Below are 22620 nucleotides of genomic sequence, written 5' to 3' on the forward strand. Positions count from 1 at the left end.
TTTTCAAAGGAGAAAAATCATGAAAGTCAGGCCATCAGTGAAAAAGATGTGCGATAAGTGCAAAATCATTAAAAGAAGGGGCGTTATTAGAGTGATCTGTGCTACCCCTAAACACAAACAAAGACAAGGATAAAGCATGGCAAGGATTGCTGGTGTGGATTTACCAAAAAAGAAGAGAGTAGAGTATGCCCTTACCTATATTTATGGGATTGGGCTTAAGAGTTCTAGAGAGATTTTAGAAGCGGTGGGCATTTCTTTTGACAAACGCGTGCATGAATTGAGCGAAGATGAAGTGTCTAGTATCGCTAAAAAAATCCAACAAAGCTACTCAGTAGAGGGCGATTTGCGTAAAAAAGTTCAAATGGATATTAAATCCTTAATGGACTTAGGGAATTATCGTGGGATCAGGCATCGTAAGGGTCTTCCTGTGAGAGGCCAAACCACCAAAAATAACGCTAGGACTCGTAAGGGTAAGAAAAAAACCGTGGGTAGCAAGTAGCGGATAAGGAGATGATGATTTAATGGCTAAGAGAAATGTAACGGCTAAAAAGAAAGTAGTCAAAAAGAATATTGCGAGAGGGGTTGTTTATATTTCAGCGACCTTTAACAACACCAACATCACGATCACTGATGAAATGGGCAATGTGATTTGCTGGAGCACGGCGGGCGGTTTAGGGTTTAAAGGCTCTAAAAAATCCACCCCTTATGCGGCCCAACAAGCTGTAGAAAGTGCTCTAAGCAAGGCTAAAGAGCATGGCGTTAAAGAAGTGGGCATTAAGGTTCAAGGGCCAGGTAGTGGGCGTGAGACCGCTATTAAGAGCGTGGGCGCGACAGAGGGCGTTAAAGTGCTTTGGATTAAAGACATCACCCCGCTCCCTCATAATGGTTGCAGACCCCCTAAAAGAAGAAGAGTGTAAGGAGGCTTTATGGCAAGATATAGAGGCGCAGTAGAAAGACTAGAAAGGCGTTTTGGGGTTTCTTTAGCTTTAAAAGGTGAAAGGCGGTTGAGCGGGAAGAGCGCGCTAGATAAAAGGGCTTATGGGCCAGGCCAGCATGGGCAAAGGCGCGCTAAGACTTCTGATTACGGGTTGCAATTGAAAGAAAAGCAAAAAGCTAAAATGATGTATGGCATTTCTGAAAAGCAATTCAGGAGTATTTTTGTGGAAGCCAATCGCTTGGACGGCAATACGGGTGAAAACCTTATCCGTTTGATTGAAAGAAGATTGGATAATGTCGTCTATCGCATGGGGTTTGCGACCACTAGAAGCTCTGCTAGGCAATTGGTAACGCATGGGCATGTGCTTGTGGATGGTAAGCGTTTGGACATTCCCTCTTATTTCGTGCGTTCAGGGCAAAAAATTGAGATCAAAGAAAAAACCAAGAGCAACCCTCAAGTGGTGCGTGCGATGGAATTGACAGCTCAAACAGGGATTGTGCCATGGATTGATGTGGAAAAAGATAAAAAATACGGCATATTCACCCGCTACCCTGAAAGAGAAGAAGTGGTTGTCCCTATTGAAGAAAGACTCATTGTAGAATTGTATTCTAAGTAAGGGGTTAGAGCATGAAAGTTATCAAAACAGCACCTTTGATCCCATCAGAAATTAAGGTGCTAGAGAAAGAGGGCAATCGGGTTAAGATTTCTCTGGCTCCATTTGAGTTTGGTTACGCTGTTACGCTCGCTCATCCTATTAGAAGGCTCTTGCTTTTAAGCTCTGTGGGGTATGCTCCTGTAGGTTTAAAGATTGAAGGCGTCCATCATGAGTTTGACTCTTTAAGGGGGGTTACTGAAGATGTGTCGCTTTTTATCATGAATTTAAAGAATATCCGCTTTATAGCTAAGGCGTTAGTGGGGCAGGATAGCTCTTTGGAAAACCAATCGGTTGTAGTGGATTATTCTTTTAAAGGGCCTATGGAGCTTAGGGCTAGGGATTTGAATTCTGAGCATATAGAAATCGTCAATCCGGAAATGCCCCTAGCGACAATCAACGAAGACGCTCAATTGAATTTTTCGCTCATTATCTATAAAGGGATGGGGTATGTCCCAAGCGAAAACACAAGGGAATTGATGCCTGAGGGCTACATACCGCTAGACGGCTCTTTCACGCCGATTAAAAATGTCGTTTATGAGATTGAAAATGTTTTAGTTGAGGGCGATCCTAACTATGAAAAAATCATTTTTGATATTGAAACAGATGGGCAGATTGACCCTTATAAAGCGTTTTTATCAGCGGTGAAAGTGATGAGCAAGCAACTGGGCGTTTTTGGTGAAAGGCCCATTGCTAACACGGAGTATTCAGGCGATTACACTCAAAGAGATGACGCTAAAGATTTGAGCGCTAAGATTGAAAGCATGAATTTGAGCGCTAGGTGTTTTAATTGCTTGGATAAAATCGGCATCAAGTATGTGGGCGAACTCGTGTTGATGAGCGAAGAAGAACTTAAGGGCGTGAAGAACATGGGTAAAAAATCCTATGATGAAATCGCTGAAAAATTGAATGATTTGGGCTATCCGGTAGGCACAGAATTAAGCCCTGAACAAAGAGAGAGTTTAAAGAAAAGATTAGAAAAATTAGAAGACAAAGGAGGTAACGACTGATGAGACACAAACACGGATACCGCAAGCTTGGGAGAACCAGCTCGCACAGAAAGGCGTTATTAAAGAATTTAGCGATCGCTTTGATTGAGCATAACAAAATTGAAACAGGGATTTATAAGGCTAAGGAATTGCGCAGTTACATTGAGAAATTAACGACAGCGGCTCGTGTGGGCGATTTTAATGCGCACCGCCATGTTTTTGCATATTTGCAAAACAAAGAAGCCACCCACAAGCTTGTAACTGAAATCGCGCCCAAATACGCGCAAAGGAATGGCGGATACACCAGGATCCAACGCACCACTTTTAGAAGAGGGGACGCTTCCACTCTAGCCACCATTGAATTTGTATGAAATTTGATGAACTGCTAGCCAAGATTTAGTCTTGGTTGGTGGTTATCGCTTTGATTTTATCTTTTTAAAAGAAGCACTTAAAAGCTTTGACTTTGTTTTATTGATCATGAAATTTAAAAAATGCTAAAAAACATTTTCTGTGATCAAAATATAAAAGAGCTTAGTTAAGCGATAATCTCAAAACGGCAAAAATAAAGTAACTAAAACCCTATTTTTTAAAAAATCAAAATAAACTCAAAACTCGCTTCTATCCCACCCTTTAATTGAGCGGTATTTCTTGCATTTTTATTAAGGCTTCTAATTGGTTTGATGATTTTAAGAAATCCAACTGCTGGAGATTGAGCCAGATGGGTTGTGTTTTAGACATGCCAGATCTTGGTTATTTTTTATACTAAACTACTTTGGATTTTAGCCGATATGGGTAGTGGGTTGATTTGTTTGCTTTGTAGTGGTTTTGTTAAAAAATCATGAACTCCTATCATTGTGTCCGCCACACAATGCATAATGAAAACGCAAACTACAACCGCCTTTGCCACACAAAGCGAGACTGAATCAATCTTTTTATACTTGCTTATTCAAATGCTCCTTAATTTGGCGCAATATACAGACAAAAACTTGCCTAACAAAACCCGCTCATAAAAACTTTTGATACACCAACACCACCGATTTAGGTTCAGAGCTAAGGCTAAAAAAATGATCTGTAGCTTCATTGAGCGAACCAGAAAAGAGCGTTTTTAAACGCAAGTTTTTTAAGGGGTATTTGAGGTTTTTAGAAGTGAATCGGGCTTTAAGATCCAGGCTAAAAAGCGAGATTTGCTCCCCTTTAAAACTAGGTAAAGTAAAAGGGGTTTCTAACACCCTAAAAAGACCATAGTCGCTTATGGCTTGGATTTTTTGGCAAAATTTAAAATACTCCAACAATAAAAAAGTGTTCGCTAAAGCGTGATCTTCTCGCTTGCCATTCAACCCTAAAAAAATAAAATCATCACAGCCCCTATTCAAGGCATAAAAAAAGGCTTTGGATAAATCGTTGCTGTCTTGTTCGCTCATGCGTATAGGGTTATACAAAGCTTTCAAATGCGAATCAATGCTATCTAGATCGCCTATAACAACGCTGGGTTTGAATTGAAGCGCATGCAATGATATAACAGCCCCATCGCATGCGATTAAAAAGGGAGCGTTTTTTAAAAGGTCTAAGCATTTTTGGGATTTAGGAAACTCCCCATTCGCTAAAATCACTGCTTGCATGACTGGTTCCAACGGTTAAAATAATACAAACCAATAAAAAGGTATAGGATCGTTGTGAAGAGTTGCACCAAGCTCTCTGTAGAAATTTGGAAAATACAAAACCACACGATAATGGACACGATATTCCCCAAAGTCATTAAAACATAACTCTCCGTATAACGCAAAACCTGCAAAATAAAAGCAATAATAAAGATGACGAAATTAAAACTCTCTGCCCATAAAAAATTCGTTTTAATCTCTTTAAAAAACAAAGCACTCACACAAGTTAAAACCCCTACGCCTAAAATGAGTATAAAACGCCAATTTTTAGAAAGTTTTTGAGCCTTAATAGCACCTTCATGCTGCTCTGTCTTTTTCCACGCAAATAGCCCATAAATCGTTACTGGCATATACAAAAAAAGGCATAAAATCACATCAGCGTTTAATTTCCACTGATAAGCGACATAAGCGTAACTCAAATTATAAACAAGACCAAACACAAAGCAAATTGTTTGCCTTTCTCCGGCAAAAAACGCATACAAAACCCCACTAAGCCCTGCTAAAAGATTGATAAACGAGCCTTTGACAAGGATATTAGTAACGATCAAAAACACGCAAGAAAGAATGAGTGTGGCGTAAAATCGTTTGGATAGTTGGGTGGTTATTAACATGCTATTTCCTTACGCAAGAATTACCTTGACAAGTTCTACGGGTTTGATCTCAGCCTTTTAAAAATTTGAGCGTTTTTAAAAAGCACCCCTTAAATGCTCCTTATTGTAACACAAATCAGTGAGAATGCGCTTTAAAGTTTTTATGTCCCCCTCAATTTAATGCCATTTGAGTTAAATCACCACCCTAATTTAGCGCAAAGCCTAGAACAAATCCCAAAACACACAAGAAAGCCAAGCATAACCAAACCCTCTATAAGGAAGTTGCTAGGATGCCCACAATACGCCGAGATCTCATGGATGGCGGCAATAAAGGGCATCGTTAAAAGCATCACATAAAAATCCCTTAGTCTTGATCCTAACACAGCGTTATAAAACGCACCAAAAAACCTAGCCTTAAAAATGGCTTTCAAAAACTTGGGGAATCCTACTTGTAAGAATTTATAACAATCCCTACCTCGTGGGTCAAACAAGAGATTAGACAACAAAGCCGCTATTAGACCCACTAGCCACATATAATAGCTATTTTTAGGGTCAAAAATCGAATCGCTAGCTGAACCATCCATGTCATAAAAAATCCTAGCGTTTATGGAGATACATATCGTATAGACTAGAGCCACTGCCCATTGATATTCCCAATCGCTCAAACGATTTTTTGAGCCATTCAAGTTCTCTTTTGTAGTATCCATGTTATTTCCTTCCCCACCATCACCTTGGCTCATTTAAGATCACCAAGCATGCCCAAAACTATAGCCGTAATCATAAAAATCACGGATAGGTTCTCTTGGGGCTTGTGGTTCTCTAGTTTGAGGCTCTCTATCAACGCCACGGATATAATCTTCTACCCTATCGCCTATTTCAGACCCAATATATCCTCCTGCTGTGCTACCAAGAAATCTCCCTAATCCAATACCCACTGGACCTCCAGGAACCCCAATTGCTCCTCCAATTTTATCACCAACAAAACCCCCAACACCACCCCCTATAAGTTTGCCTAATTCACCCCTTGCCTCTATTTTAGGACTAGCTATAGCCGTATTAGCCATTGCACCGCATAAAACCACTACACAACTAAATGTTTTTAATCCACTCATAACAAATCCTTTCATCAATTGAGATTCAAAGCATGTTGGGCACACCTTGATAAGAATATTTATACCACAACCCTATTAAAAGCATTGTTATAGATCGGAAAAATATCACAAGAAGCTCAATAAATGTTTTGTTTATTCACAAATTACAGGATTAAAGTAAATCATTGGTTTTATGGTTTTAGCATTTTTTAAGCGTTTTAGAGCGTTAAGTTTCAAGCATTAAAGCCTTTAATTGCGTTTTTACACCAACCGCTTAAAAATTGAACGCCTATTTTGAATATATTAGACGCTTTTTTATTTTTATGCTAAACTATTTTAAGTTTCAGCCGATATGACTTCATACAGAGATTAAACCAATCATAAATAGTAAGGTTAGTTCCATCTCGCTCTGTAATAGGTTTGAAACCATGCACCTAAGATTGACTCCTATCTTGTAAGTGCCATACTACAAGTTCCCATAATAAAAACTTCTAAAAATCAAAACCTACAGAGCGAGATGGAATTAACCTTTTGTGATTACAAAGGATAGCCAATTTTAAACAACATAAAGGTAATACAAGCCCTATAATATCATTAACCGCTATTCAAAATCACAGATATTTTAATACAGCGTTCAATTTTTGAAAACAAGAGCCCACTCACAAATCTTTTTAACAACAAATTTTTATACCATGTTGATAGCTTTCGTGTTAGAATGCGTGTTGAATTGGATTTTAGGAGTGTAAAAATGCAAGTTTCACAATATCTGTATCAAAACGCACAATCTATTTGGATGGATTGCATTTCCCATCCGTTTGTTCAAGGCATAGGGCGTGGGACTTTAGAAAGAGATAAATTCCGTTTTTATATTATTCAGGATTATTTGTTTCTTTTAGAATACGCTAAAGTGTTTGCTTTGGGCGTAGTTAAGGCTTGTGATGAAGCGGTGATGAGAGAGTTTTCTAACGCTATACAGGATATTTTGAATAACGAGATGAGTATCCATAACCATTACATTAGAGAACTTCAAATCACTCAAAAAGAATTGCAAAACGCACGCCCCACTCTAGCGAATAAATCCTATACAAGCTACATGCTCGCTGAAGGGTTTAAGGGTTCTATCAAAGAAGTTGCGGCGGCTGTTCTATCCTGTGGTTGGAGCTATTTAGTGATCGCGCAAAATTTAAACCAAATCCCCAACGCTTTAGAACATGCCTTTTATGGGCATTGGATTAAGGGCTATAGTTCCAAAGAATTTCAAGCGTGCGTAAATTGGAATATTAATTTGCTTGATTCCCTCACCCTCGCTTCTTCAAAACAAGAAATTGAAAAATTAAAGGACATTTTTATCACTACAAGTAAATACGAATACCAGTTTTGGGATATGGCGTATCAAAGTTGAGTAAAAGTTTTTGTGCTGTTAGAAAAACGCAAGAGAAGAAAATATCTATCTCTTACAAAACGATTATTGGGCGTAAGCTTCTAGTTTGAGCTCAATTTTTACCTCATCCCCGACGACAGCGTCGCTAAAGGTTTTACCGATACCAAAATCCTTGCGGTTGATTTTGCCTTCAGCTTGTAACACCATGAATTCTTTTTTATTCATGGGGTTTTGTAAGGGGGCTTGGATTTTGGATTCCAATACGACAGGTTTGGTTACGCCATGAAGGGTCAAATCCCCATGGATTTTACCATCTTCGTATTTGGTCATTTTAAAGCTCCCTTTGGAGTATTTCATGGCATCAAAAAACTCTGCTGTCCTTAAGTGGTCGTCTCTTTTTTTGTTCCTGGTGTTAATGCTTTTAATATCAATTTTACCTTCAAAAACATTGAGAGCCTTGGTATTAGGATCGGCATCAATTTTGCCATCAAAACTATCAAACACGCCTCTTGTTTCATTGAATTTGAAGTGTTTAACCTCAAACCACACACTAGAGTTTGCCTTATCAATCGTATAAGGTTTTGCAAACACCAGACTAACACCAAAAAGGGTGAACATTAACGCTTTTTTCATTGTTTCCTCACTTCATTTTGAATTAAAAACGCCAACTATACAACAAATTGGTTAATGGTAAAATACTCCTAATCATCTGTTTTAAGGTATAATACAAAAAATCCCCATTAGGTAGGTGTTGTTATGATAAAAAAGACCTTTGCATCAGTTTTATTAGGATTGAGTTTGATGAGTGTGTTAAATGCTAAAGAGTGCATTTCGCCCCTAACAAGAAGCGTTAAGTATCATCAGCAAAGTGCTGAAATTAGAGCCTTGCAATTGCAAAGTTACAAAATGGCGAAAATGGCGCTAGACAATAATCTCAAGCTCGTTAAAGACAAAAAGCCAGCCGTCATCTTGGATTTAGATGAAACCGTTTTGAACACTTTTGATTATGCGGGCTATTTGGTCAAAAACTGCATTAAATACACCCCAGAAACTTGGGATAAATTTGAAAAAGAAGGCTCTCTTTCGCTCATTCCTGGAGCGCTAGACTTTTTAGAATACGCTAATTCTAAAGGTGTTAAGATTTTTTACATTTCTAACCGCACGCAAAAAAATAAGGCATTCACCTTAAAAACGCTCAAAAGTTTTAAACTCCCCCAAGTGAGCGAAGAATCCGTTTTATTAAAAGAAAAAGGCAAGCCTAAAGCCGTTAGGCGAGAATTAGTCGCTAAGGATTATGCGATTGTTTTGCAAGTGGGCGACACTTTGCATGATTTTGACGCGCTTTTTGCTAAAGACGCTAAAAACAGCCAAGAACAACGAGCTAAAGTCTTGCAAAACGCTCAAAAATTCGGCACAGAGTGGATCATTTTACCCAACTCTCTCTATGGCACATGGGAAGATGAACCCATAAAAGCATGGCAGAATAAAAAATAAAATTTATCCATCGCATAAGAACAATTTTTGCTAACATGACAAAAAATTTGATCTCTTAGGCGGAGTTATGGATTTTGTAGGGTTTGAAGATTTAAAATGCAAAGATAAAGAAAACTCTCAAAAAGTTTTTGTGATCCGTAACGACAAGTTAGGCGATTTTATTTTAGCCATACCCGCTTTAATCGCTCTAAAGCAAGCTTTTTTAGAAAAAGGCAAGGAAGTGTATTTGGGCGTGGTTGTGCCTAGCTATACCACCCCAATCGCCTTAGAATTCCCTTTCATTGATGAAGTCATTATAGAAGACAACCATTTGAGCGCCACTCTCAAAAGCAAACCCATTGACGCTCTTATCTTTTTATTTTCCAATTTTAAAAATGCCAGACTCGCTTTTAGTTTGAGAAAATTTATTCCTTATATCCTAGCCCCAAAGACCAAAATCTATTCTTGGTTTTATCAAAAGAGCGTGCGTCAAAGCCGATCGCTGTGTTTAAAAACCGAATACGAATACAATTTGGACTTAATCCATGCGTTTTGTAAAGATCACAATCTCCCTAACGCTTCAATTAAAAAAATCGCATGGAAGCTTAAAGACAAATCCAAAGAGCGATCCATCATCGCTTCAAAACTCAACGCTAATGTTGGTTTGTTGTGGATTGGCGTGCATATGCATAGCGGAGGCAGTTCGCCCGTATTGCCTGCTTCGCATTTCATTGAGCTGATTGATTTTTTACACAAGAATTTGAGTTGTGAGATCATTCTTATTTGCGGGCCAGGCGAGAGGAAAGCCACAGAAGAACTCCTTAAAAAAGTCCCCTTCGCTCGCCTCTATGATACGAGCCATAGTTTAGTGGATTTAGCCAAATTGTGCGCGAATTTAAGCGTCTATATCGGGAACGCTTCAGGCCCTTTGCATGTGAACGCTTTGTTTGACAACCAATCTATCGGGTTTTATCCTAACGAACTCAGTGCTTCTATTGTCAGATGGCGGCCTTTTAATGAGCGTTTTTTAGGCATCACCCCGCCTAATGGCTCAAACGATATGGGTTTGATTGACATTGAAAAAGAGGGTGAAAAGATTGTGGGTTTTATCAATTACCGCAAGATGTAGCTTTGATAAGAGACTTTTTGCTATAATCATATCTTTGTTTATTCTTATGTTTGATTGAACGCTAAAAAATAGGAGCTATTTTTGAAATTTTTACTCTCTTTGTTTTTAAAATCAAAATTATCCTATCTTTATTATTACCCTTATATAGCTTTCGTTTTGATGGTTGCAACCATTGCAAAAATTCCTCTTATTCAAAAAATTCCTGTTATTAGAAGGTTCTTTAACAGTCGTTATTCCTTTCAAAAAGATAGCCTTATTCGCATCCAAAACCAACTAGACAGATTGCTCACCCTTACAAAGCCTGCTCCTCCACCCATTCGTAAAAAAACCTTATGTTTTATCCGCTTGGACATTATTGGAGATTATATACTCTATCGCAATTTTTTACCTCTTTTTAAAAAATATTTTGAAGATTATGAAACCACCTTTATTGGAAACACCGTTATTAAGGACATAGCGACCCATTGCGATTCCCAATATATAGATAAGTTTATCTTTTTAGATAACGCTTATTGGGAAAAATACTTGCGGATTGGTGCTAATGGCTCACGCCTTTCAAAATTAAAAGAATTGTTATTTTTTCTCCCAAAGTTCATGAGAAAACGCTACGAAGATGTTTCTAATTTAAGAAAAGAAAGCTATGAGATATGCATTAATAGTTCTATGTTTTATTTTTCAACTAAAGAAGACGCTATTATAAAGCACTTGATTGCCGAAAATAAAGTGGGGGTTTTTTGCACCCACCCAATAGAATCTTTCTTTAGGACTGATTATAGAAAGAGAGGGGAAATTAGAAAAAGCTTTTACACGCATTTATTCTACCCTAAAGAAGTGCCGCAATTTCTCTATGATTCCAATCAAGATTTTTTTCAGTCTTTTTTTAAGCATTTTAAAGGCGTGGATATAGGGTTTGTTGAACTTGAATTAAAACTCCCCATCGCTTTTGAATATGAAAAGTTTAAGAATATTCTAAAGCCACCTTATGGTGTGTTGAATCTCGGGGCTAGCGATGATTTTAGAGTGTATAAGCGCTTTGATGAGATGATCTATTTTTTAAATCCTGACTACCAACTCGTTCTTTGCGGGAACTCTAAAGAAGATGAAAAGCTTGCCCATTCCATTCTAAAACGCCACAAAAATGCCATTTCTTTAGTCAATCAAACCGGTTTGATAGAATACCTCTATCTTTTAAAGAACGCTAGTTTTGCGATGGGCAATGAGTCTTCTATCACGCATTTGAGCGCTTGTTTGAAAATCCCTTATGCGTTCATAGTCTCTTCAGGTCTCTCAAGCCCAAGATTCCACCCCTACCCAAAGGGAATTGGTCCTAATATCCACATGATCTATCCAAGGGATTTTCAAAAAATAATTTCTAGGTCTAATGGGATATTCAAAGCCATGACTATGCCGCACCCGCCAGTGGATTTTGTGAACCCGCAAGATATTATTAGCGCCATTAAATGTTTTGCACCCCATCTCTTGAAAGAAGATGCGCCATCTAATACCAACGAAACAACCTATTTTGAACGAGTTTGATTGCGTTACAAGCTTTTAGAAGATAACTTCAGCTTTAGATGGTAAAAAGCATAGAAATCTGCTTTTGACTGAGTAATGATATAAACTCTTTTCAAATTCACGCTCTTAAAAAGGCTTTATTTTTCAACGAAGACGCTTGGACTTTTGACTTTAATAGATAAATCAGGTAAATATGGACAATCATAACCCTACCACTTTCTAATATCCATTCCCATAAACCTGATACAAGTTTTCCTTATACCTAAACTCACACTCTTTTAAATGGAGTAAATGGTTGATTTATGAGTGGTTTTTGCTATGTTAAACGATACAACAAAAACGCATAACTCCCCGATCCATTCACATGCAAATCGCAAAGCATGCCCGTTACAAAAACATTAGAAATGGGGCTTACTTTAGAGCCTCTATCGCAAATGAGAGCGAGATTAGGTAAGGCAGAATAAAGGGAAGGCTGAACCTCCGCCTCTGCGATAGATATTGTTGTCGCTCGCTTCTTTGCTGATGAATGCGGCATCAAAGTCAAAATCTCCGATGGCTTTGGCTTGGCGCGATAGGATAAGGGCGATATTGGTATTAAATGGGGGGTATAACTTTGTAGCGAGTATTATTTGGAAACAATTTAAACGCGCTAGAAAAAATGGGCGTGGATATTAAAGAGACTTTAGAAAATTTATGGGGGGTTGGAGTGGAGTTTTTCAATGAAAAAATGGTGAAATTTAAAGGGAATGATAAAGAAGTAGAGATTTTAAAAGCCTTAAAAGAAGCGCTCATTTGGTAAGGAGAAGCAAATTTTTACAACACTAAAAGCGATAACTTTCGTGTTATAATTAGTTGGATACATTTGGTAGCAATTGAGTGTTTGAAAGGTAGTTATGGAGTCAGTCAAACAAAATTTTATTGAAAAACTTAAGGTTTTTGCAACAGAATTAACTGACCATGTTACAACCCAGTTGGGAGATTGGAAAATCAAAGGATTTATTGATATAGATAAAAATATTTATACAATTTCATCAGATACTAAAATTATTTCAAAAATTCTTGAAATCCAACTTTTTCCTAAGTTTAAAACATTTGCTAAGAAAAATGGGTATGAAATCATTATTGCTGAAAAATAAAATTGGTATCCTGATCTATCTTTTGTGTGCGAGAAAAATCCAAACATCAAGTTTGCTGTAGATATAAAAACAACTTATCGATTAGATGATTGCTTGGGTTTTTGTAATGGTTTTACATTGGGTTCGCATGGTGAATATTTTAGGAATCGCGCTAGCACAAAAAATACCCAATTCCCCTATTCGCATTATCTGGCTCATATTTGTTTGGGTATTTTATACACACGATCTGCCTCTAGCGGTATAGATGAAACAGAAATTTTACAATTAGAAAAGTTGGATAATATTACTTCTGTTATCAAAGATTTTATATTTTTTGCTGAAGAGAAATGGAAAATCGCTAGCGATAAGGGCGGGAGTGGCAATACGGCTAATATTGGCAGCATTCAATACATTGATGATATTTTGCAAGGGAATGGCGTGTTTAAAAATCTTGGCGAACAAATTTTTGATGAATATTGGATCAATCAAGGCATGTTAATGATACCTGATTTAAAAAATCAAGGTAGTTTTAAAAAACTGACAAAATTAGCTGATTTCCTTGAATTTAAAGGAATTGATATTCAAAAAATCAATCTTATAAAAAATAGGAGCAAGTCTTAATGATGAAAACACTGATCCAACCCATAAAATCCCAAGGTATTAAGACCAAATTAGTAAATTGGATTAAGGGGGTTTCAAAAAAGGTTGCATTTGAGCGTTGGGTTGAGCCGTTTATGGGGACAGGCGTTGTGGCTTTTAATATCCAGCCTAAAAGAGCGTTATTATGCGATAGCAATCCGCATTTAATCCATTTCTATCAAGCCATTCAAGATGAAAAGATCACTCCAAATATTGTGAGAGAATTTCTCAACGAAGAAGGTTTGAAATTATTGCAAAGCAATGGAGAATATTACTATGAAGTGAGGGAACGATTTAATAAAGATTGTGATCCTCTTGATTTTCTATTCTTAAATCGCGCGTGTTTTAATGGCATGATACGCTTCAATCAAAAAGGGAAATTCAATGTGCCGTTTTGTAAAAAACCGCAGCGTTTCGCCCAAAGCTTGGTTACTAAGATTGTCAATCAAGTAGAAAATACAGCAAAAATGATTAAAAGCAATCATTATGAATTCAAGTGTCAAGATTTCCAACAAACTATTTTAGAAACGAACAAAAGCGATTTAATTTATGCTGATCCCCCTTATATTGGAAGAAATGCAGATTATTTTGATTGCTGGAATGAAGAAAATGAAGTTACATTGCAACAAGTGTTGTCAAAATCCAAGTGCAATTTCATTCTTTCTACATGGTTTAGCAATAAATATCGTAAAAATGATTATATTTTTTCTATTTGGAAAAGTTACCCTATCGTAACTAAAGAGCATTTTTATCATGTTGGAGCTAAAGAAAATAATCGCAATATGATTTATGAAGCATTATTATCCAATATACAGATGAGCGATACAGATTTAAATAGGGGTATTAAAGACGCATTGACGCACAGATTAGAGATTAGTGCTCTATAACATGCATGCTAAATTTCTAATAAGGCAATTATCGTTATAATCTTTCTCATGTTTTTTAAGGAGCGTTATAATGAAAACGAACGAAGCGCAATTTTATTTGGAACAGACCTAATTGCATAATTACAATCTCTATTTACACCCCTTATCTAGTTAGCCACCCTAAAAGCAAGGATGGAAAACGGCGTTAGAATAATGGATGGCGTTGTTTGGACTGCTTTACACTTCTTCTATGAAGTAATCTTTATCAATATCATCAGGAGTGTTATCTTTTAATAAATGCGGGGCGTGCTCTTTGATGCTTGCTATCACGGCACTAGGTTTTATCGTATTCACATCTCGTTGTTCCCAAATTTTCTTTGATTCTCTAAGATTTGCAAATTCGGTGGGATAAATCACATGATGGGTAGCGCAAAGCGTTTTAGGATAAGGGTGAAAGGTCGCATAAGAACTGCCATTGCTTAAAATAAAGATGTAAGGCACTTTAAGAGCCGCTGCAAAATGAGCGATACTGGATTCATTCCCTAATGCAAATTCAGCACCCTTAATGATATAGGCGTATTCTAATAAGCTAGTTTTCCCTACTAATGATATGGCATTTTTATGAGCTTTTACCAATTTAGCAGCTTCTTTTGCTTCTGTGGGCGTCGTCCCGCAAATCACTAGCTGAATGTCTTCATTCAAATAACGCACAATCCTATTAAAATACCTATAACACCTAAAAAAATCGCTTGATCCCAAATTCAACACGCCATAGCGAGAACTCAAACCATTGAGTAAATTTTGCGAACTTTCTTTAAGAACAGAAAATGGTGGCAATTCCATGCCAAAAGGCACAGGAGCTAAATCCACTCCTTTAAAAATTTTGAAAAAAGCAGAAAATAAATCCTGATGGAATTCAAATAAGAATTTGCTCACCTTAGGGATATTGAAAAGATGGGTGTAAAAATGGCTGATTTTCCCATCGCTAACATAGACATAATGATGGCCCCTATCCACAAAAGGTTCATGCCTTACGCTAACCTTAAAAGAAGCGTCTAAGTGTTTCATCACTATATCATCTCTTAAAATGTCACCCCAAGGCAAAATGGGGTTAATGGCAATCTCGTAATGCGTTTTTTTAAGCATCAACAATTCATTGTAGCGCTTGATGAAAAATTTGAGCAAATAACGCAGAAATCTAAAAGCATGCTGCCTGCTGTGAATGTATCCATTATTATTGATTCCAAATGGAATGATCTAAGAAAATAAATTCATCAATATAAGGGCTATCGGCAACCACACTCAAATCTTTGATGATTGAATTGCCAATAAAAACAATTTTATAATCTTTGTAATACTCTTTGAAGGGGGCAAAAAAATTGCGCGTTAAAATATAATCGCCCACCACATCCAATCTCACAATGCACAAGGCTTTTTCTGTGGCGTTTTGGCGTTTAATGGGGGTGATAGAAAGCAGCTTGTCAATTAGGCGTTGCGTCATTTCAAAGAGCCTTAAGAGACCAATCGAAGTCTTTTGGTTAAAATAAGCGTATAACAGCACAATAGGTAATAGTAGTATTGCAATAGGTAATAGTAGTTTCAAAATATTAATCCCAAACAAAAATTTTATCTTGTAGTGTAACACAAATTTAAAACTTTGATACACCAGCACCACAGATTTAGGCACAGATCTAAGGCTAAAAACAATGATTAATGGCTTCATTAAGTGAGTCAAAACCCCTCTATTGGGTTTTATCCTAACGAACTCAGTGCTTCTATTGTCAGATGGCGGCCTTTTAATGAGCGTTTTTTAGGCATCACCCCGCCTAATGGCTCAAACGATATGGGTTTGATTGATATTAAAAAAGAAAGCGAGAATATTATGGGATTTATCACAAAAAATCTTTCTCATCACGCGCAAGAAAGATAACCGCAACAAACATTACGCAAGCGGTCTTAAAACGCTCAAAAATTTAATCGGATTGAAGCGGTTTTTCGCATTCTCATTAAAATTTCTAATTTCCTCATAAATTGAACCTTGAGAAATCCAATTTGAGTTTAAGTTAGATTAGCCCTTGCAGGCTCTATAAGGCTATTAATTTATTGCCCATTTATCTATTTCTTGTAAAATACGAGTTTATTTTTAGCGTGAAGAAATTGATGATTAGCCTGATAGAAAAAGCCCCTTACATTCCCTACCCCCTAGCTCTTTATGAAAAGTTAGAGCAACGGCACACCTTGCTTTTTGAAAGCGCTGAGATTGAGAGCAAAGCGCACACCAAATCCCTTTTAATGGCTAAGGCTTGTTTGAAGCTAGTTTGCAACCACAATATCGTAACCATCACTAGCCTAACGCCTAATGGTGGGGCGTTTTTACAAACATTGAGTGCGTTTTTCAAAACGCCTATACAGGACAATGCCCTAACCTTAATTTATACCAAAGATAAAAAAATCCAAGACGAGTTTTTAAAACTCTTTGAGCCTAGCCCTTTTGACGCTTTAAGGGGGCTTTTTAAAAGCGTTAAAACAAAACCCAAACACCCTTTTACGCTCTTTAGCGCGGGCGTTTTTTCTTTTGAAATGCTCAATTTTTTTGAAGATTTGCCCCACTTAAAAGCAAACGACAACACCGCGCATGACTTTATTTTTTATGTCGCGCAAAATTTGATCATCATAGATCATAAAGAAAAAAGCGCTGAAATCTTAGGGGCGTGTTTTGATGAGCGCTTTAAAACAGAGATAGCTAAAGAATTACAGGATTTAAAAGAGTTGGCTAAAAACATTAAAAGCGATTTTATCCCTAAAAAAGCTAAGCAAAGCACAGAAGTTAGCGTTAGTTGCGATGATAGCGAGTTTGAAAAAAGGGTGCTATCCTTACAAGAAGAAATCAAAAAGGGTGAGATTTTTCAAGCGGTGTTGTCGCGCAACTTTTATATGGAGTGCTTGGAGGGTTTGAGCGCGTATTATCATTTAAAGCTAACTAACCCTAGCCCCTATATGTTCTATATCAAAGACAGCGATTTTATCCTTTTTGGGGCAAGCCCTGAGAGTGCTTTAAAATACAACGCCTTAACGAATACGGCTGAGATTTATCCCATTGCTGGCACTCGTTTAAGGGGCAAGGACAAACAAGGGAATATTGATTACGATTTGGATAGTAAAATGGAATTTGATTTGCAACACGACTATAAAGAAAGGGCTGAACACATCATGCTAGTGGATTTAGCCAGAAACGACATGGCTAGGGTTTCAAAAAAACGCTATTGCGACAAGCTTTTAAAGGTGGATAAATATTCCAATGTCATGCATTTAGTCTCAAGGGTTGTGGGGGAATTGAAAAAAGGGTGCGATAGTTTGCATGCTTACAGGAGCTTTATGAACGCCGGCACGCTCAGCGGAGCGCCTAAAATCTCTGCGATCAAGCTCATTTACCAATTAGAAAACCAAAGGAGAGGCTCTTATGGAGGGAGCGTGGGGTATTTAAATAGCGAGGGCTCTATGGATTCTTGCATCACAATCCGTTCATGTTTTGTCAAAAACAATAGGGCGCTGATCCAAGCAGGAGCTGGCATCGTGTTAGACAGCGTGCCGCAAAACGAAGCGAATGAAACAAGAGCCAAAGCGCAAGCCCTTATTGATGCGATCAGGAAAACAAGCTTATGAAAATCTTTTTTATAGATAATTTTGATTCTTTCTCTTATAATTTGGTGTATGAATTAGAGTGTTTGGGTTATGAAGTGGCCGTTTATCAAAACGATATTGAGCCTGATTACCTTATGGATTTGATGAAAAAAGAATCAAAAATCTCCTTATTGTTCATCTCACCCGGGCCTGGTAACCCTAGTAATTCAGGCAATCTTTTAAAAATCATTGCAATGGCTAAAAAGAAATTCCCCATTTTAGGGGTTTGTTTAGGCTTACAAGCCTTAGCGCAAAGCTATGGGGCTAAAATCATAAGGAGTAAAGAAATCGTGCATGGCAAAGCGACGACTATCGCGCTCAAAAAGCATGCCGTTTTTAAAGGCTTAGGCGAGAGCATGGTGGTGGGGCGTTACCATTCTTTAATGGCGAGCGGGTTGCCTAAAAATTTAGAAGTGATCGCTGAGCATGAAAATATCCCTATGGCTATTGTCAATGAAGAAGATAAGATCCTAGCTTACCAATTCCACCCTGAAAGCATCATGACTTTACAAGGGAGGGCGTTGTTAGAGCAAAGCGTGGGGTTTTTAGAAGGGTTATTATGAAAGAGATTTTAAACACCCTTTATCATCAAAAAGACTTGAACGATGAAGAAGTCCAAAAGTTATTCACCCTCATTATCAACGAAAAAGTAAGCCCAGTGCAACTTGGGGCCATTTTGTGCGCTTTAAAAATCAAGGGCGAGAGCTTTAAGGAAATTAGCGTTGCTGCAACCACGCTTTTAGAGCATGCCCCTAAGCCTTTTAACAGCGGATTGGATTTAATAGACAATTGCGGCACAGGGGGCGATGGGTTAAAAACGATTAATATTAGCACGATTGCTGCGCTCATTGCTAGCTCTATGGGGTTATCTATGGCTAAACATGGATCAAGGAGCGTTTCCAGTCATAGCGGGAGCGCGGATTTGTTGGAAAATTTAGGCGTGAATATTGAAATGAACCCCATGCAATTAGAAAATTGTTTCAAACAAACGCGTTTTGGGTTTTTATTCGCGCCCTTATACCATCAAAGTTTTAAAAAATCCGCCCCCTTAAGAAAAGAGCTTTTCACTAAAACGATTTTTAATTGCTTAGGGCCTTTAATCAACCCCTTAAGGCCCAAAATCCAGCTTTTAGGCGTGTATGACAAATCCTTGTGTAAGACCATGGCGCTAGCGTTAAAGGCTTTGGGCGTTAAAAGGGCGATGGTGGTTAATGGAGGGGGGACAGATGAAATCGTGTTGCATGACATTACGCATGCGTGTGAATTGAAAAATAACGAAATTTTAGAGTATGACTTGAGCGCTAAAGATTTTGATTTACCCCCCTATGATTTGAAAGAATTACAGATTGAAAACGCCAAAGAAAGTGCTCAAGCATGTTTAGATATTTTAGAAAATAAAGGCAAAAATTCGCATACAATGGTGGTTGTGGCGAATGTGGCGAGTTTGTTGTATTTAAGCCATAAAGCTAAAGATTTAAAAGAGGGCGTGGGCATGACTTTAGAGCATTTAAAAACCAAAGCGCCTTATGCGCATTTGCAAAAAATCATAAGGTTAAGCCATGCCTAGCGTGTTAGAAAACATCCTTAAAGACAAACTCCTAGAAGTCGCTGTGCTCAAAAAAAATCACACTTTGCCCGCAAACATAACCCCAAGCGATAGGGATTTTAAAAAGGCGTTACTAGAAAAAAAAACTAGCTTTATTTTAGAATGCAAAAAAGCATCGCCCTCCAAAGGTTTGATCAGGAAAGATTTTGACTTGTTGGAAATAACGAAAACTTATGAAAAATTTGCCTCTTGCGTTTCAGTTTTAGCCGATTCTAAATATTTTTTAGGCTCTTATGAAAACATTAAGATTGTTTCGCAACATTCCACTAAGCCCATTTTGTGTAAAGATTTTATCATTGATGCTTTCCAGATCAAACTCGCTAGGGTTATGGGGGCTAATGCGGTGCTTTTAATGTTAAGCGTGTTAGATGATAAAAATTATTTAGAGCTTTTCAATCTCGCTAAATCTTTAAACATGAGCGTGCTGACTGAAGTTTCCAACCAGCAAGAAATTGAGCGCTTGCTCAAACTCCAATACGACATTATAGGCATCAATAACAGGGATTTACACACCCTGACAACCGACATTAATAACACGCTCAAATTACGCTCTCTCTTGCCTAAAGACGCGCTCGTTATCAGTGAGTCCGGTATTCATTCGCATGCGCAAATCAAAGCCCTAGCCCCTTATGTGAATGGCTTTTTAGTGGGCAGCTCTTTAATGAAAGAAAAGGATTTGAAAAAAGCGTGCGTTAAATTGATTTTAGGCGAAAATAAAGTGTGCGGGCTTACAAGGATTAAAGACGCTAAAGCCGTTTATAAAAACCATTTTATTTATGGGGGTTTGATTTTTGAAAAATCTTCGCCCCGATACATCAAGCCTAAAAAAGCCCTAAAAATCACAAAAGCGGTTAAAAAATTGGATTTTGTGGGCGTGTTTGTGAAAGATAAAATTAAAAAAATCCAAAAAATCGTTAAAAAACTTGATTTAAAAGCGGTGCAGCTTTATGGCTATTCGCCTAAAAAAATCGCTCAATTAAAAAAATCGCTCCCTAAAACTTGCGCGATCTGGCAAGTAATAAGCGTGATGAACGCTAAAGATTTAGCACCTAAAACTAAAGAGGCCTCTCTAATCTTATACGACACTAAGGGGGATAAAATGGGAGGCAATGGCGTGAGTTTTGATTGGGAAATTTTAGAAAATGTCAAAACGCCTTTCATGTTAGCTGGTGGGCTTAATTTGGATAACATTCAAAACGCCTTGAAAATTAAAGCGTTGGGTTTGGATTTCAATTCCGGTTTAGAAATAAGCCCTGGGATTAAAAATAAGGATAAAATCAAGCGCTTAGCCCGAATTTTAAGAGAGTACTAAGATGAATCAAAAAGCGTATTTTGGGGAGTTTGGAGGGAGTTTTGTGTCAGAGTTGTTAGTGCCTGCATTAAGAGAATTAGAACAGGCGTTTGATGCGTGTTTGAAAGATGAAAAATTCCAAAAAGAATATTTTCATCTTTTAAAGGATTTTGTGGGCCGTCCTAGCCCCTTAACCTTGTGTCAAAATATCGTTTCTAACCCTAAAGTTAAGCTTTATCTCAAACGAGAGGATTTAATCCATGGCGGGGCGCATAAGACTAATCAAGCTCTAGGGCAAGCCCTTTTAGCGAAAAAAATGGGTAAAACAAGGATTATTGCTGAAACGGGCGCTGGGCAGCATGGCGTTGCAACGGCTATCGCTTGCGCGTTGTTGGGTTTAAAATGCGTGATTTTTATGGGAGGCAAAGACATCAAGCGCCAGGAAATGAATGTTTTTAGAATGCGTTTATTAGGCGCTGAAGTGAGAGAAGTCAATTCAGGGAGCGCGACGCTTAAAGACGCCGTGAATGAGGCCTTAAGAGATTGGGCGAGCAGTTACAAGGACACGCATTATTTGCTAGGCACAGCCGCCGGGCCGCACCCTTACCCCACAATGGTTAAAACCTTTCAAAAAATGATAGGCGATGAGGTTAAAAGCCAGATTTTAGAAAAAGAAAACCGCTTGCCTGATTATGTGATCGCATGCGTTGGGGGGGGGTCTAACGCTATAGGGATATTCAGCGCGTTTTTAAACGATAAAGAAGTGAAACTCATAGGCGTAGAGCCAGCCGGTTTAGGGCTAGAGACTAATAAGCATGGGGCGACTTTGAATAAGGGGCGTGTGGGGATTTTGCATGGGAATAAAACCTATCTTTTACAAGATGATGAAGGCCAGATTGCAGAAAGCCACAGCATTAGCGCCGGGCTTGATTATCCAGGGGTGGGGCCAGAACACAGCTATTTAAAAGAGAGTGGGCGCGCGGTTTATGAAAGCGCAAGCGATATTGAAGCGCTAGAAGCCTTCAGGTTGTTGTGCCAAAAAGAAGGCATTATCCCGGCATTAGAAAGCTCACACGCCTTAGCGTATGCCTTAAAACTCGCTCAAAAATGCGAAGAAGAAAGCATTATCGTAGTGAATTTAAGCGGTCGGGGGGATAAGGATTTAAGCACCGTTTATAACGCTTTAAAAGGGGGTTTAAAATGAGGTATCAAAACATGTTTGAAACCTTAAAAAAACAAGGAAAAATGGCGTTTATCCCGTTTGTAACCTTGGGCGATCCTAATTATGAATTGAGTTTTGAAATCATTAAAACCCTAATTATTAGCGGGGTGAGTGCTTTAGAATTGGGGTTTGCTTTTTCTGATCCTGTGGCGGATGGCACCACCATACAAGCGAGCCATTTAAGGGCGTTAAAACACGCTTCTATGGCTAAAAATTTCCAGCTTTTAAAAAAGATTAGAGACTACAACCATGATATCCCCATAGGGCTTTTAGCGTATGCGAATCTCATTTTTTCTTACGGCGTTGATGGCTTTTACGCTCAAGCTAAAGAATGCGGTATAGATAGCGTTTTAATAGCGGATATGCCCCTAATAGAAAAAGAATTAGTCCTAAAATCCGCTCAAAAGCACCAAATCAAGCAAATCTTTATCGCCAGCCCTAATGCGAGCGTTAAAGATTTAGAACAAGTTGCTATGCATTCGCAAGGCTATATCTACACTTTAGCCAGGAGTGGGGTTACAGGGATAAGCCATGCTCTAGAGAACGATGCAAGCGCGATCATCAAAACCTTAAAAGCCTTTAGCCCCACCCCCGCCTTATTGGGCTTTGGCATTTCTCAAAAAGAACACATCACAAACGCTAAAGAAATGGGTGCTGATGGCGTGATTTGCGGCTCAGCGTTAGTCAAAATCATAGAAGAAAATTTAAACAATGAAAACGCCATGCTAGAAAAAATTAAAGGGTTTATAGGAGGAATGATTTTTTAAGGCTTTTAGGCTTTGTTG

The 22620-nt window shown here is 38.1% G+C and carries 23 protein-coding genes and 4 pseudogenes; 20 read left to right on the forward strand and 7 right to left on the reverse strand.

What is annotated here, in order from left to right; translation table 11 throughout:
* The first annotated feature begins 19 nt into the window (after positions 1-19).
* The 6 genes from rpmJ to rplQ are packed head-to-tail and all read left to right on the forward strand — an operon-like array spanning position 20 to position 2949.
* A complete protein-coding gene (gene rpmJ, locus G6069_RS01400; RefSeq protein ID WP_000868339.1) occupies positions 20-133 on the forward strand; it encodes a 50S ribosomal protein L36 in 114 nt (37 codons plus the stop codon).
* 3 nt (positions 134-136) lie between these two features.
* Positions 137-499, forward strand: coding sequence for a 30S ribosomal protein S13 (gene rpsM / locus G6069_RS01405; RefSeq protein WP_079360276.1), 363 nt, complete (start codon positions 137-139; stop codon positions 497-499).
* Between the two features lie 22 nt (positions 500-521).
* Positions 522-917 carry a 30S ribosomal protein S11 gene (gene rpsK, locus G6069_RS01410; protein WP_001129289.1) on the forward strand — a complete coding sequence of 132 codons (396 nt, stop codon included), beginning with the start codon at positions 522-524 and terminating at the stop codon, positions 915-917.
* Positions 918-926: 9 nt separating this feature from the next.
* Positions 927-1553: a 30S ribosomal protein S4 gene (gene rpsD, locus G6069_RS01415; protein WP_000135247.1), complete on the forward strand. Its 627-nt coding sequence runs from the start codon at positions 927-929 to the stop codon at positions 1551-1553.
* Between the two features lie 11 nt (positions 1554-1564).
* Entirely contained in the window at positions 1565-2599 is a 1035-nt protein-coding gene (locus G6069_RS01420; RefSeq protein ID WP_197293141.1) for a DNA-directed RNA polymerase subunit alpha, read from the forward strand.
* The gene (gene rplQ / locus G6069_RS01425) at positions 2599-2949 is read left to right on the forward strand and encodes a 50S ribosomal protein L17 (RefSeq protein WP_001216119.1); all 351 of its coding nucleotides are present in this window, start codon (positions 2599-2601) and stop codon (positions 2947-2949) included. The genes G6069_RS01420 and rplQ overlap by 1 nt, the downstream gene beginning before the upstream one ends.
* A gap of 633 nt (positions 2950-3582) precedes the next feature.
* On the opposite strand, the gene G6069_RS01430 is transcribed toward rplQ, so the two are convergent.
* From G6069_RS01430 to G6069_RS01445, 4 genes are all read right to left on the reverse strand, one after another.
* A complete protein-coding gene (locus G6069_RS01430) occupies positions 3583-4197 on the reverse strand; it encodes a thiamine diphosphokinase (RefSeq protein ID WP_197293142.1) in 615 nt (204 codons plus the stop codon).
* The gene (gene pnuC / locus G6069_RS01435) at positions 4185-4847 is read right to left on the reverse strand and encodes a nicotinamide riboside transporter PnuC (RefSeq protein WP_079373420.1); all 663 of its coding nucleotides are present in this window, start codon (positions 4845-4847) and stop codon (positions 4185-4187) included. The genes G6069_RS01430 and pnuC overlap by 13 nt, the downstream gene beginning before the upstream one ends.
* Before the next feature lie 176 nt (positions 4848-5023).
* Entirely contained in the window at positions 5024-5533 is a 510-nt protein-coding gene (locus G6069_RS01440; protein WP_079373421.1) for a hypothetical protein, read from the reverse strand.
* A 39-nt stretch (positions 5534-5572) separates the two neighbouring features.
* Complete coding sequence (locus G6069_RS01445) at positions 5573-5938, reverse strand: pantothenate kinase (RefSeq protein ID WP_165508608.1); 366 nt, start codon at positions 5936-5938, stop codon at positions 5573-5575.
* 727 nt (positions 5939-6665) lie between these two features.
* On the opposite strand from G6069_RS01445, the gene tenA reads away from it, so the two are divergent.
* The gene (gene tenA / locus G6069_RS01450) at positions 6666-7319 is read left to right on the forward strand and encodes a thiaminase II (protein ID WP_197293143.1); all 654 of its coding nucleotides are present in this window, start codon (positions 6666-6668) and stop codon (positions 7317-7319) included.
* Between the two features lie 63 nt (positions 7320-7382).
* Here tenA and G6069_RS01455 read toward each other — a convergent pair whose 3' ends face one another.
* Complete coding sequence (locus G6069_RS01455; RefSeq protein WP_197293144.1) at positions 7383-7931, reverse strand: YceI family protein; 549 nt, start codon at positions 7929-7931, stop codon at positions 7383-7385.
* A 123-nt stretch (positions 7932-8054) separates the two neighbouring features.
* On the opposite strand from G6069_RS01455, the gene G6069_RS01460 reads away from it, so the two are divergent.
* From G6069_RS01460 to G6069_RS01470, 3 genes are all read left to right on the forward strand, one after another.
* On the forward strand, positions 8055-8792 hold the full coding sequence (locus G6069_RS01460) for a 5'-nucleotidase, lipoprotein e(P4) family (protein ID WP_197293145.1): 738 nt from the start codon (positions 8055-8057) through the stop codon (positions 8790-8792).
* 67 nt (positions 8793-8859) lie between these two features.
* The gene (locus G6069_RS01465; protein WP_197293146.1) at positions 8860-9900 is read left to right on the forward strand and encodes a glycosyltransferase family 9 protein; all 1041 of its coding nucleotides are present in this window, start codon (positions 8860-8862) and stop codon (positions 9898-9900) included.
* A gap of 81 nt (positions 9901-9981) precedes the next feature.
* Entirely contained in the window at positions 9982-11436 is a 1455-nt protein-coding gene (locus G6069_RS01470; protein ID WP_197293147.1) for a glycosyltransferase family 9 protein, read from the forward strand.
* A gap of 295 nt (positions 11437-11731) precedes the next feature.
* Here G6069_RS01470 and G6069_RS01475 read toward each other — a convergent pair whose 3' ends face one another.
* Complete coding sequence (locus tag G6069_RS01475; protein ID WP_231627794.1) at positions 11732-11950, reverse strand: DNA methyltransferase; 219 nt, start codon at positions 11948-11950, stop codon at positions 11732-11734.
* 102 nt (positions 11951-12052) lie between these two features.
* On the opposite strand from G6069_RS01475, the pseudogene G6069_RS01480 reads away from it, so the two are divergent.
* From G6069_RS01480 to G6069_RS01490, 3 genes and pseudogenes are all read left to right on the forward strand, one after another.
* Positions 12053-12214: pseudogene (locus G6069_RS01480) on the forward strand (site-specific DNA-methyltransferase); the annotation flags it as partial.
* A 94-nt stretch (positions 12215-12308) separates the two neighbouring features.
* A pseudogene (locus G6069_RS01485) lies at positions 12309-13151 on the forward strand (type II restriction endonuclease).
* Positions 13151-14056 carry a DNA adenine methylase gene (locus G6069_RS01490; protein ID WP_197293148.1) on the forward strand — a complete coding sequence of 302 codons (906 nt, stop codon included), beginning with the start codon at positions 13151-13153 and terminating at the stop codon, positions 14054-14056. Before G6069_RS01485 ends, G6069_RS01490 begins: the two are co-directional and overlap by 1 nt.
* A 216-nt stretch (positions 14057-14272) precedes the next feature.
* Here G6069_RS01490 and G6069_RS01495 read toward each other — a convergent pair.
* Positions 14273-15536: pseudogene (locus G6069_RS01495) on the reverse strand (glycosyltransferase family 9 protein).
* 234 nt (positions 15537-15770) lie between these two features.
* Between G6069_RS01495 and G6069_RS01500 the strand changes: the two are divergent.
* The 7 genes and pseudogenes from G6069_RS01500 to trpA form a co-directional block, all read left to right on the forward strand.
* Positions 15771-15965 (forward strand): annotated as a pseudogene (locus G6069_RS01500) (glycosyltransferase family 9 protein); the annotation flags it as partial.
* Positions 15966-16195: 230 nt separating this feature from the next.
* A complete protein-coding gene (gene trpE / locus G6069_RS01505) occupies positions 16196-17698 on the forward strand; it encodes an anthranilate synthase component I (protein ID WP_197293182.1) in 1503 nt (500 codons plus the stop codon).
* On the forward strand, positions 17695-18279 hold the full coding sequence (locus G6069_RS01510) for an aminodeoxychorismate/anthranilate synthase component II (RefSeq protein WP_197293150.1): 585 nt from the start codon (positions 17695-17697) through the stop codon (positions 18277-18279). Before trpE ends, G6069_RS01510 begins: the two co-directional genes overlap by 4 nt.
* Entirely contained in the window at positions 18276-19283 is a 1008-nt protein-coding gene (gene trpD, locus G6069_RS01515) for an anthranilate phosphoribosyltransferase (protein ID WP_197293151.1), read from the forward strand. Before G6069_RS01510 ends, trpD begins: the two co-directional genes overlap by 4 nt.
* Entirely contained in the window at positions 19276-20634 is a 1359-nt protein-coding gene (trpCF, locus tag G6069_RS01520) for a bifunctional indole-3-glycerol-phosphate synthase TrpC/phosphoribosylanthranilate isomerase TrpF (RefSeq protein ID WP_197293152.1), read from the forward strand. The genes trpD and trpCF overlap by 8 nt, the downstream gene beginning before the upstream one ends.
* A 1-nt stretch (position 20635) precedes the next feature.
* Positions 20636-21817: a tryptophan synthase subunit beta gene (gene trpB / locus G6069_RS01525; RefSeq protein WP_197293153.1), complete on the forward strand. Its 1182-nt coding sequence runs from the start codon at positions 20636-20638 to the stop codon at positions 21815-21817.
* Positions 21814-22602 carry a tryptophan synthase subunit alpha gene (gene trpA, locus G6069_RS01530; protein WP_197293154.1) on the forward strand — a complete coding sequence of 263 codons (789 nt, stop codon included), beginning with the start codon at positions 21814-21816 and terminating at the stop codon, positions 22600-22602. Before trpB ends, trpA begins: the two co-directional genes overlap by 4 nt.
* Positions 22603-22620 lie beyond the last annotated feature (18 nt).

This window comes from Helicobacter pylori (assembly GCF_017594925.1).
GTDB classification, from domain to species: domain Bacteria; phylum Campylobacterota; class Campylobacteria; order Campylobacterales; family Helicobacteraceae; genus Helicobacter; species Helicobacter pylori_DP.

What these genes read in the sequence shown, in the direction of transcription:
- rpmJ (WP_000868339.1), top strand. Translation starts at nt 20, where the DNA reads ATGAAAGTCAGGCCATCAGTGAAAAAGATGTGCGATAAGTGCAAAATC.
- rpsM (WP_079360276.1), top strand. Translation starts at nt 137, where the DNA reads ATGGCAAGGATTGCTGGTGTGGATTTACCAAAAAAGAAGAGAGTAGAG.
- rpsK (WP_001129289.1), top strand. Translation starts at nt 522, where the DNA reads ATGGCTAAGAGAAATGTAACGGCTAAAAAGAAAGTAGTCAAAAAGAAT.
- rpsD (WP_000135247.1), top strand. Translation starts at nt 927, where the DNA reads ATGGCAAGATATAGAGGCGCAGTAGAAAGACTAGAAAGGCGTTTTGGG.
- G6069_RS01420 (WP_197293141.1), top strand. Translation starts at nt 1,565, where the DNA reads ATGAAAGTTATCAAAACAGCACCTTTGATCCCATCAGAAATTAAGGTG.
- rplQ (WP_001216119.1), top strand. Translation starts at nt 2,599, where the DNA reads ATGAGACACAAACACGGATACCGCAAGCTTGGGAGAACCAGCTCGCAC.
- G6069_RS01430 (WP_197293142.1), bottom strand. Translation starts at nt 4,197, where the DNA reads ATGCAAGCAGTGATTTTAGCGAATGGGGAGTTTCCTAAATCCCAAAAA.
- pnuC (WP_079373420.1), bottom strand. Translation starts at nt 4,847, where the DNA reads ATGTTAATAACCACCCAACTATCCAAACGATTTTACGCCACACTCATT.
- G6069_RS01440 (WP_079373421.1), bottom strand. Translation starts at nt 5,533, where the DNA reads ATGGATACTACAAAAGAGAACTTGAATGGCTCAAAAAATCGTTTGAGC.
- G6069_RS01445 (WP_165508608.1), bottom strand. Translation starts at nt 5,938, where the DNA reads ATGAGTGGATTAAAAACATTTAGTTGTGTAGTGGTTTTATGCGGTGCA.
- tenA (WP_197293143.1), top strand. Translation starts at nt 6,666, where the DNA reads ATGCAAGTTTCACAATATCTGTATCAAAACGCACAATCTATTTGGATG.
- G6069_RS01455 (WP_197293144.1), bottom strand. Translation starts at nt 7,931, where the DNA reads ATGAAAAAAGCGTTAATGTTCACCCTTTTTGGTGTTAGTCTGGTGTTT.
- G6069_RS01460 (WP_197293145.1), top strand. Translation starts at nt 8,055, where the DNA reads ATGATAAAAAAGACCTTTGCATCAGTTTTATTAGGATTGAGTTTGATG.
- G6069_RS01465 (WP_197293146.1), top strand. Translation starts at nt 8,860, where the DNA reads ATGGATTTTGTAGGGTTTGAAGATTTAAAATGCAAAGATAAAGAAAAC.
- G6069_RS01475 (WP_231627794.1), bottom strand. Translation starts at nt 11,950, where the DNA reads ATGCCGCATTCATCAGCAAAGAAGCGAGCGACAACAATATCTATCGCA.
- G6069_RS01490 (WP_197293148.1), top strand. Translation starts at nt 13,151, where the DNA reads ATGATGAAAACACTGATCCAACCCATAAAATCCCAAGGTATTAAGACC.
- trpE (WP_197293182.1), top strand. Translation starts at nt 16,196, where the DNA reads ATGATTAGCCTGATAGAAAAAGCCCCTTACATTCCCTACCCCCTAGCT.
- G6069_RS01510 (WP_197293150.1), top strand. Translation starts at nt 17,695, where the DNA reads ATGAAAATCTTTTTTATAGATAATTTTGATTCTTTCTCTTATAATTTG.
- trpD (WP_197293151.1), top strand. Translation starts at nt 18,276, where the DNA reads ATGAAAGAGATTTTAAACACCCTTTATCATCAAAAAGACTTGAACGAT.
- trpCF (WP_197293152.1), top strand. Translation starts at nt 19,276, where the DNA reads ATGCCTAGCGTGTTAGAAAACATCCTTAAAGACAAACTCCTAGAAGTC.
- trpB (WP_197293153.1), top strand. Translation starts at nt 20,636, where the DNA reads ATGAATCAAAAAGCGTATTTTGGGGAGTTTGGAGGGAGTTTTGTGTCA.
- trpA (WP_197293154.1), top strand. Translation starts at nt 21,814, where the DNA reads ATGAGGTATCAAAACATGTTTGAAACCTTAAAAAAACAAGGAAAAATG.